Below are 7,409 nucleotides of genomic sequence, written 5' to 3'. Positions count from 1 at the left end.
CGGCTGTGGTGGTTGTGGGCAGGTGCAGCAGGCCGGCATCACCCCAGGGGTCGAGCTCGCTCAGCAGCAGACCGCCTTCTGCAGGGGCATGTGGCGTGAGCCCAGATGCCGACAGGGTGATGGCAGGGGTGGACACCCTCATGCCCGTGGCTCCGGTGGTTTGATCGGTGCGCGCAGCAGGCCGCCGATCTCGGCAATCACCCGGAAGGCGCCAACAGCAGCGCTGAACTGATCGGCGTCCATCGCCCGGCGGGCGCATTCGTTCAACGCAAAGATCTGCTCGGCCTGGTGGCGGCGGCGGTCGGAGATCAGCTCCTCCACCATTCGCATCCGTGCCAGGTCGAGATAGCGATTGACCGTTTTGACGTTGCTCACCCCCCAGCTTTCGCCCGCTTTTGCCCTGATCTCCAGCAGCGGCAACCGTTGTGCAATCCACAGCTGGGCTTCTGCAATCCGCCGTTCCACCTCACCAGCCGTGGCCCTGGGGGTCTGGGCGTGATGGGGTAAACGCCGTGGCGGGTTGGTCTGGCTGATCGGCCGGCTGGGATCCACCGCCACCGGCGCCCACACCGACTCACCATCGGCGTCCTGCTGATCGGGCGCTGATCGCAGCTCCTCCACCGGATCAGCTGCGGCCTGGTTGGCAGCACGCAAAGGCATCAACTCAGAACGGCAGGGGCTGGGTCTTCGGGGGGCGGATGGTCCAGAAGGCGTTGCCGCGCTTTTCCTTGGCACTGCCCTGCTGAATCGCTGCTTCCTTGGCGGCCTTGAGCTGTTTCTCGATCTGCTGCACCGCCGACGGGAACTCGTAGGTCAACCGGCCCGGGCTGTGGCAGAAGGACCAGTCGTTGTGGGAGAAGGAGGGATCCAGCTGGCCGCTGGCCATCGCCGTGTTGAGGGCCTCCAACATCGGCTCAAGCTGCTGCTCCAGCTCCTTCTGCTGGGCCTTGATCGTGGTGACCGCGTCCAGCAGGGCGTCGAGATCAGCGTCAGCAACCGCATCAGCGGCTGGCGCTGGGGAAGCAGCAAGCAGGAGGTCCGCCATCGAGGAGCACCAGAACAGTTGCTCGGATGATTCCGAGCCTGCTCAATCTAGCGGCCAGCATCTGCTAGCCAACCCATCAACTCAGCTCGCGGCTGCCCTGGCGCTCAGAAGGGCCTGCGAGCCAGGCAGTAGCTGCTCCAGGCCGCGGCCCAGGCCGCCAGGCACTGCTCATGGCTGTAGAAGGTGCTGGTGAACGCCTCGCCGGGCTTGCTCCAGATCGTCTGGCCCAGCTCGTAGCGGTTCCCCTGAGCCGCCTCCAGCACCATGTAGCCCCCCAGCTGGGCGGCGGTGGAATAGGGCCGGCCGTGGGCCGAGAGGGTCTTGAGGTCGTAGAGCACCCGCACCTCGCGTCCCCGCCGCTCGCTCAGTGCCGGTGAGACGTAGGCGCCATCGAAGGCCCCGGCCACGTTGCGGGCCAGACAGCAGGTGAGCCGCTCGCTGGCGATCACCTGCACCTCCTCCCAGAGCGGCAGCTGCAGCAGCGGCAGGATCCAGTCCCGGTACTGGTGATGACCCGGCAAGGTCTCGGCTTCCAGCAGGGCATCGGCGGCGCTCCGGCCCACCAGGAAGCGGGCCTGGCTGTAGCGCTCCAGGGCCGCGTGCACCGTTGTGCCGCGCGGCTCCCAGATCGGCCGCTTGGCCTCAATCGATCGCTTGGCGGTGTCGCTCATGCCATGGGCCAGCACGCCGGTGATCGACACCGGGAACAGGTGATCGCCCAGCCAGTACCGGTGGGCTGTCTCATCCCGCCAAAGGCCGGGGATGGGCTCAAGCCAGGTGGATGTGGTGGTGGTCATGGCCGTTTCAGTTGTGACGCGGTGTGACGGTGGGCGTAACAGCCGAGATGGCCGGCCGGCAGTGGTTTCTGGGGGTGCCTGTAACGATGTAACCCTTTTTCAGATATAGAGGCATTAGCAAGCAGCAGCGTCTAGTTGAGAAGGTGTGAATTTGTCTTTGAATTCATAGGGGGCTCTATGTGCTCCCTGGAGCGTCACATCGTTACGGAGGCCCAGATCGCCTGCGGTGCATGGGATCTGGGCGTTACCGCTGCTGTTGTATCTGGCCGTTTTGTAACGGCTTTTGGTTACAGCACGCCCAGGGGAAGCGCAACGGCGCGGCTGACCATGCCGGCGCCACAGAAGCGCACCGGTCCGGCCCGTTGCGCACCGCTCAGGCGCAGCAGCACCACCGGCCAGCTGTTCTGCCAGGCGGTATCGACGAGGAAGTGCTCAATCGCCTTGGCGGTGTTGCTCACCAGCAGGCGCTCCTGATCCACCCGCAGGCCATGGCGGCCCAGGGTCTGGGCCGCCAGACCCGGGCTCACGTCGACGCAACTGCTGTGGCACGCCGCCAGCTCCACCAGTTCACCGATGGTGCGGGTGACGGGCTTGTCATCGGTCTCCACCCGCACCTGCCGCTGCAGGATCGTCTGGATGCAGCGGGCCTCGTCGGGGATTTCGGTGCTCTGGCTGTAGCTGTCCCAGTTGTGTACCTCAATGCATTCCTCGGCCTCCTTCTGGCTGGGAACTGCATCGCTGAGCAGCGACCAGGCCCCGGCCATCAAGGTGCCGTACTGATCCCCCAAGCGCTGGGAGTCGAAGTGGGCGGCAGCCGCGGAGAAGACCACGACTGACTGGCGGATCACCGGGATCAGCGACACGGTCCTGGCGATCAAGCGCCGCGCCAGCTGCGGGGTGATGTAGCGCTCGAGATCGCGATCGAGGCTCTGCCAGTGGGCCTCGCGCTCCTCCTGGCCCATCTCGGTGGGGCTGCGCAGGGTGAGCTGGGCAAAGCGGCTCTTGTCGGCCCCCTGTTTGAGGGCAGTGGCAATCGAGGACATCAGGAACATCGAGCGCACCCGGTAGCGGCTGACATCGCCGCTGGGGGAACCCTTGAGCATCTCGGCGCTGCTCTCGCTGCTGGCCACCCGCGCCAGCGAGAGGATCGCCTGCATCCGCTGCTGGTCGCCCTTCTCGTTGCTCTCCGCCTCATCGAAGACCACCGGCACGGCGTCCGAGCAGATGGTCTGGCGCAGGCCGGCCTCTGTCGTGGCGCCCGACACCGCCAGGCGCAGGTCGCCGAGCAGGGGCACCACAAAGCGATCGAGGATCTGGCTCTTGCCCGAGCCGGCACCGGCGGTGAGCCAGAGGTGGGGCCGCCAGCGCAGGGCTCCGCAGATCGGCGCCAGCACCACCCAGCCCTGCAGCAGGGTGCCGGAGGCGGGCACCTCCCAGCGGAAGCGGTTGGCGATGCTGACGATCACTGCCGCTTCCTCCACGGTCAGGGGCTTGACGCCGCAGGGCCCCTCCTGGCGTTCGAGGCGCTGGTAGATGTGCCGCGAGCTGAACGGCTTGGTGATCGGGTGCTCCCCCTCGGGGGTGATCAGACGATCGCCGAGGTGCAGCACGGTGCGGCCCTCATCCCACCAGGCGCCGCGGCCGCGGATGCGCTCCACCGCAAAGATCCCCATCGCGGCGGAGCTCTTGTGCAGATCGCTGGCCGCGGCCGGCCAGTTCACACCGGTGCGGCTGGGGTAGAGGGTCTCCCAGTACTCCAGCGGTGCCAGGGCCACCAGGTGGGTGGCGGTGTGGCAGCCGCGGGGCAGCCGGATTACCTGGCCGGTGCTGGAAGGTTGGTAGAAGTTCGCGTCGGCGTCGTACCCCAGGCAGAGAAAGGGTGCTGCCGGCCTGGCGGCTGCCGCCGCTGCCGGAGCAGGCGGTGGCGCAGCTCCATCACCGCTGCCATCGGCACCTGTCTCTGAGGGTGTCCATGGCTGAGCTGCTTTCGCCAGCTGCCGCGCGGCCTGCCGGGGCGTCCAGTCGGCATCAGCCAGGTCCCAGCCCTGGGGCAGGTCCGGCGGCAGGGCCACCAGTTGCAGCTGACAGTCGAGGGGATGCAGCAGGGCGGCCAGGCTCTGCATGGCTTCCACTCCGGCGGCATCGGCATCGGGCCAGAGCGTCACCGAACGGCCGGCCAACGGCGTCCAGTCCGCCTTGGCGATCGCCTTGGAGCCGTTGGCCCAAGTGAGCACCACATGGCCTGGGAACAGGCGAGCGGCCGCATCGGCGGTGCCCTCGCCTTCCACCACCAACACCGGGGCTTCTGGTCGTTGGACCAAGCCCGGCAGGCCGTAAAGCGGCCGCGGCGCCGGCCAGTCGCAGGTGAAGGCGTCGCGGCGGCTGGGGCGATGCCAGTCCCCATCCAGCCAGACCCGATGCAGGAAGGCCTTGCCGCTGCTGCGCAGCCGGATCCGCTGGATCCAGAACAGCACCTCACCGGCGGCGTTCCGGTAGGCCCACTGGGCGGTGGCCCCGCGGTTCAACGGCGGCGGCGGGGCATCGGCGGGGGGCTTCTCGGGCATGCGCCAGGGCTTGCCGTTGCGGCTGGAACCCTGGCCGGAACTAGAGTTCTGGCCATCTGGCACCAGGCCAAGGAAGGCCTCCACCTGCCGGGCGGCCTCCACAAAGCTCCAGCCCTGCCGGCGCATCAGCAGGTCCATGCCGGAGCCGGCGCCACCGCGCTGGTCCTTGCCGCCGCACTGGTTGCAGAACCAGGAGCCGCTGCCGTCCTTGTCATCAAAGCGGTAGCGATCCGTCCCGCCACAGAGCGGGCAGGGCTGATGGCGATCGCTCAGCTCCGCGTCGCTCAACCCTGCCAGGGCAGCAAGGATCTCCGGCCAGCGGCCCCGGGCCGCAGCAATGGCATCGGCCATGGGATCTCGCTCACCAGCCCTGGCTGGCGACCGTCTGGTTCCCCGTAGATCCGCGATCAGGTGCGGGCACCAGGGACTCACGGTGGATCACCGCGTCGAGCACCTGGCGCAGGGCGGCTGAGCGGCTCAGGGAGCCGTGCCGACGGCGTGCATCAAGCCAGGCCAGCTGCTCTTGGGTGATCGAGACACTCACCGGCAGGGCGTAGTCGGACATGGGAACTCTGCTCGTGAACTACAGCCTAATGCTCTGGGCCAGCTCTCGCTAGGCTGAGCCAAGAAAGGCCAGCGGCTAGCCCCTGTCCTGATCCCCTGTGATCCTGATGGCCCCGATCGTCCTGCGCGACTACCAGCAGCAGCTGCTGGCCGATCTCCGCGCCGCCCTCAAGGTCCATCGCCGGGTCTGCGCCGTCATGCCCACCGGTGCGGGCAAGGGGCAGACCATCGGTGCGATCGTCCAGGGCGCGGCCGGCAAGGGCCGGCGGGTGCTGGTGCTGGCCCACCGGGCAGAGCTGATCGAGCAGCTCTGCGGCACCGTGCGGGCCTGGGGACTGGAAGCCGATGTCATCGCCCCCGGCCTCCGGCTGCAGGGCCGGCAGGTGGCGGTTGGCTCGGTGCAGACCGTGGCCCGGCGGCTGGGGCAGCTGTCAGCGCCGGATCTGATCATTCAGGACGAGGCCCACCACCTGGTGGCCGGGAATGCCTGGGGCCGGATCATCGAGGCCTGGCCTGATGCCCTCTTGATCGGCAAGACCGCCACCCCCGAACGCCTCGACGGCAAGGGGTTGGGCGTGGAGGACGGCGGCTATTTCGAGGCCCTGGTGCTCGGCCCCTCGGCCGCCTGGCTGGTGGAGCAGGGCTGGCTCGCCAGGCCCAAGGTCTTCTCCTGGCCTGGAGCCAGGAACAGCAAGCTGCGCCGCCGCATGGGCGAGTTCGACCTGGAGCAGGCGGCACGCGCCTACGGGGGCCGAGCAGCCATCGGCGATGCGGTATCTCACTACCAGCGGCGCCTGCACCCGGGCACCGCCATCTGCTTTTGCTGCACCATCGAGCACGCCGAGCAGATGGCCGCGGCCTTCCGCGCTGCGGGAATCCGGGCCGCGGCGGTGAGCGGCGGCACGCAGGCCGAGGAGCGCAAACGCCTGATCGCCGGGCTCGGCACCGGCGAGGTGGAGGTGCTCACCAGCTGCATGATCATTTCCGAGGGCACCGACATCCCCTCGGTGGGTGGCGCGATCCTGATGCGACCCACCGCTTCCTTGTCGCTCTATCTGCAGATGGTCGGCCGGGCCCTGCGGCCCGCACCTGGGAAGCAGGAGGCGGTGATCCTCGATCACGTCGGCAATGCCCATCACCACGGCCTGCCTACCGATGAGCGCGATTGGAACCTGGCCGGTCGGCGCCGGCGGGAAGGCGTCTCGATTCCGATCAAGGACTGCCCGGTCTGCTTCTGCAGCTGTCCCAGCGCAGCGCAGGTCTGCCCGGACTGCGGCCACCTGTTCCTGAACGAGGACCGCGATGAGCAGCGGCGCGGCTTGCAGCAGCTTGAGGGCGAGCTGGTTGAAGTCACGGGTTCAGTCCGCCACCGGCCCAAACCCAACCAGCAGCAGAGGCCTCGGCGCATGCACCCTGCAGCAGGCTGCCGGACCTTCGATGACCTGCTGCAGAGGGAGCAGGAACGTGGCTACAAGCCGGGCTGGGCGAGGCATGTCTGGGCTGCTCGGCAGCAGCGATAGGCCGGCCCGGCAACAGGGGGCATGGCCTCCTCCCCGTCCGAACACGAGATCCAGCAGCGCATCCGCCTGGCCTGCGGCCGCGGCGCGGTGCGGCTCTGGCGCAACAACACCGGCGCCCTGGTCGACCAGCAAGGGCGCTTCGTGCGCTTCGGGCTCTGCAAGGGCAGCAGCGACCTGATCGGGCTACGGGCCCTGGAGATCACGCCAGAGCTGGTCGGCCAGCGGCTCGCCCAGTTCGTCGCCCTGGAGATAAAGACGAGCTCCGGAACCGTCAGCCAGGAGCAGCAGGCGTTTCTGCGCCTCGTGCAGGAGCTTGGCGGAGTGGCGGCCGTGTGTCGCTCGATCGAGCAGGCCCGGGCGGTCCTGGACATCGGGCCTGCGGGAGGGCCAAGCGAATGAACAGGCCCGAACTCCGCAGGCAGCTGCAGGCCTTGGCCCGTCGTCATCCCGGCATCCACCCCTACACGCTGGCTCTGCGCTTCCAGGCCCAGACGGGCCGGGTTCTCACCGGCCAACAGGTCAAGCAGCTCTTGGCCGAGCCAGGAAACCACCGAAAGCAGGCTGCCAAGCTGTAACAAGCTCTGGCTTGCATTGCCAAGCAGCACTTAGGATTGGGCTATGGCACAAGCAAAAAAGCCCGTCAAGCGCACCTACCAGGCGGTCCTGGACTGGCAGGACGAGTCCCGCAGAGCCTTCGGGAAGATGCTGCTCAACTGGCGGCGCCGTAACGGCTGGCCCCAGTACACCGCCTGCGAATGGGGCACGGAAGCCGAGTTTGAGGTGATCTCCTACGGCAACCTCTCGGTGATCGAGCAGGGCAAGGCCGGTGAGCTGCGCCAGAAGGCCTTCTTCCAGCTGGAGGAGCTCAACCGTCGCCTGGCGGAGAAGGACTGGGGACCGGTCAAGTCCCAGCGGTTGA

At 68.0% G+C, this 7,409-nt stretch carries 8 protein-coding genes and 1 pseudogene; 4 read left to right on the top strand and 5 right to left on the bottom strand.

What is annotated here, in order from left to right; genetic code table 11:
• Positions 1-138 precede the first annotated feature (138 nt).
• From KBY74_RS12630 to KBY74_RS12610, 5 genes are all read right to left on the bottom strand, one after another.
• Positions 139-660: a hypothetical protein gene (locus KBY74_RS12630; protein WP_254942996.1), complete on the bottom strand. Its 522-nt coding sequence runs from the start codon at positions 658-660 to the stop codon at positions 139-141.
• A 4-nt stretch (positions 661-664) separates the two neighbouring features.
• Positions 665-1,045, bottom strand: a complete 381-nt coding sequence (locus tag KBY74_RS12625) for a hypothetical protein (protein WP_254942995.1) — start codon at positions 1,043-1,045, stop codon at positions 665-667.
• A gap of 104 nt (positions 1,046-1,149) precedes the next feature.
• On the bottom strand, positions 1,150-1,842 hold the full coding sequence (locus tag KBY74_RS12620) for a PD-(D/E)XK nuclease family protein (protein WP_254942994.1): 693 nt from the start codon (positions 1,840-1,842) through the stop codon (positions 1,150-1,152).
• 287 nt (positions 1,843-2,129) lie between these two features.
• Entirely contained in the window at positions 2,130-4,757 is a 2,628-nt protein-coding gene (locus KBY74_RS12615) for a primase-helicase zinc-binding domain-containing protein (protein WP_254942993.1), read from the bottom strand.
• Positions 4,758-4,767: 10 nt separating this feature from the next.
• A complete protein-coding gene (locus KBY74_RS12610) occupies positions 4,768-4,971 on the bottom strand; it encodes a hypothetical protein (RefSeq protein WP_094591370.1) in 204 nt (67 codons plus the stop codon).
• 106 nt (positions 4,972-5,077) lie between these two features.
• Here KBY74_RS12610 and KBY74_RS12605 point away from each other — a divergent pair, with 106 nt between their 5' ends.
• The 4 genes and pseudogenes from KBY74_RS12605 to KBY74_RS12590 all read left to right on the top strand — a co-directional run.
• Positions 5,078-6,490, top strand: a complete 1,413-nt coding sequence (locus tag KBY74_RS12605) for a DEAD/DEAH box helicase (RefSeq protein ID WP_254942992.1) — start codon at positions 5,078-5,080, stop codon at positions 6,488-6,490.
• A 21-nt stretch (positions 6,491-6,511) separates the two neighbouring features.
• Positions 6,512-6,889 carry a VRR-NUC domain-containing protein gene (locus KBY74_RS12600; RefSeq protein ID WP_254942991.1) on the top strand — a complete coding sequence of 126 codons (378 nt, stop codon included), beginning with the start codon at positions 6,512-6,514 and terminating at the stop codon, positions 6,887-6,889.
• A complete protein-coding gene (locus KBY74_RS12595; RefSeq protein WP_254942990.1) occupies positions 6,886-7,065 on the top strand; it encodes a hypothetical protein in 180 nt (59 codons plus the stop codon). The genes KBY74_RS12600 and KBY74_RS12595 overlap by 4 nt, the downstream gene beginning before the upstream one ends.
• A gap of 43 nt (positions 7,066-7,108) precedes the next feature.
• Positions 7,109-7,409: pseudogene (locus tag KBY74_RS12590) on the top strand (hypothetical protein); the annotation flags it as partial.

Origin of the sequence: Cyanobium sp. A1C-AMD (assembly GCF_024346495.1) — a bacterium.
Lineage (GTDB): Bacteria > Cyanobacteriota > Cyanobacteriia > PCC-6307 > Cyanobiaceae > Cyanobium_A > Cyanobium_A usitatum.
The sequence above is the reverse complement of the archived record's forward strand: the minus strand, read 5'-3'. Positions and strand labels throughout refer to the sequence as shown.

Bases quoted from the DNA above. Each gene is read 5' to 3' on its own strand.
- KBY74_RS12630 (WP_254942996.1), bottom strand. From the start codon at position 660: ATGCCTTTGCGTGCTGCCAACCAGGCCGCAGCTGATCCGGTGGAGGAG.
- KBY74_RS12625 (WP_254942995.1), bottom strand. From the start codon at position 1,045: ATGGCGGACCTCCTGCTTGCTGCTTCCCCAGCGCCAGCCGCTGATGCG.
- KBY74_RS12620 (WP_254942994.1), bottom strand. From the start codon at position 1,842: ATGACCACCACCACATCCACCTGGCTTGAGCCCATCCCCGGCCTTTGG.
- KBY74_RS12615 (WP_254942993.1), bottom strand. From the start codon at position 4,757: ATGGCCGATGCCATTGCTGCGGCCCGGGGCCGCTGGCCGGAGATCCTT.
- KBY74_RS12610 (WP_094591370.1), bottom strand. From the start codon at position 4,971: ATGTCCGACTACGCCCTGCCGGTGAGTGTCTCGATCACCCAAGAGCAG.
- KBY74_RS12605 (WP_254942992.1), top strand. From the start codon at position 5,078: ATGGCCCCGATCGTCCTGCGCGACTACCAGCAGCAGCTGCTGGCCGAT.
- KBY74_RS12600 (WP_254942991.1), top strand. From the start codon at position 6,512: ATGGCCTCCTCCCCGTCCGAACACGAGATCCAGCAGCGCATCCGCCTG.
- KBY74_RS12595 (WP_254942990.1), top strand. From the start codon at position 6,886: ATGAACAGGCCCGAACTCCGCAGGCAGCTGCAGGCCTTGGCCCGTCGT.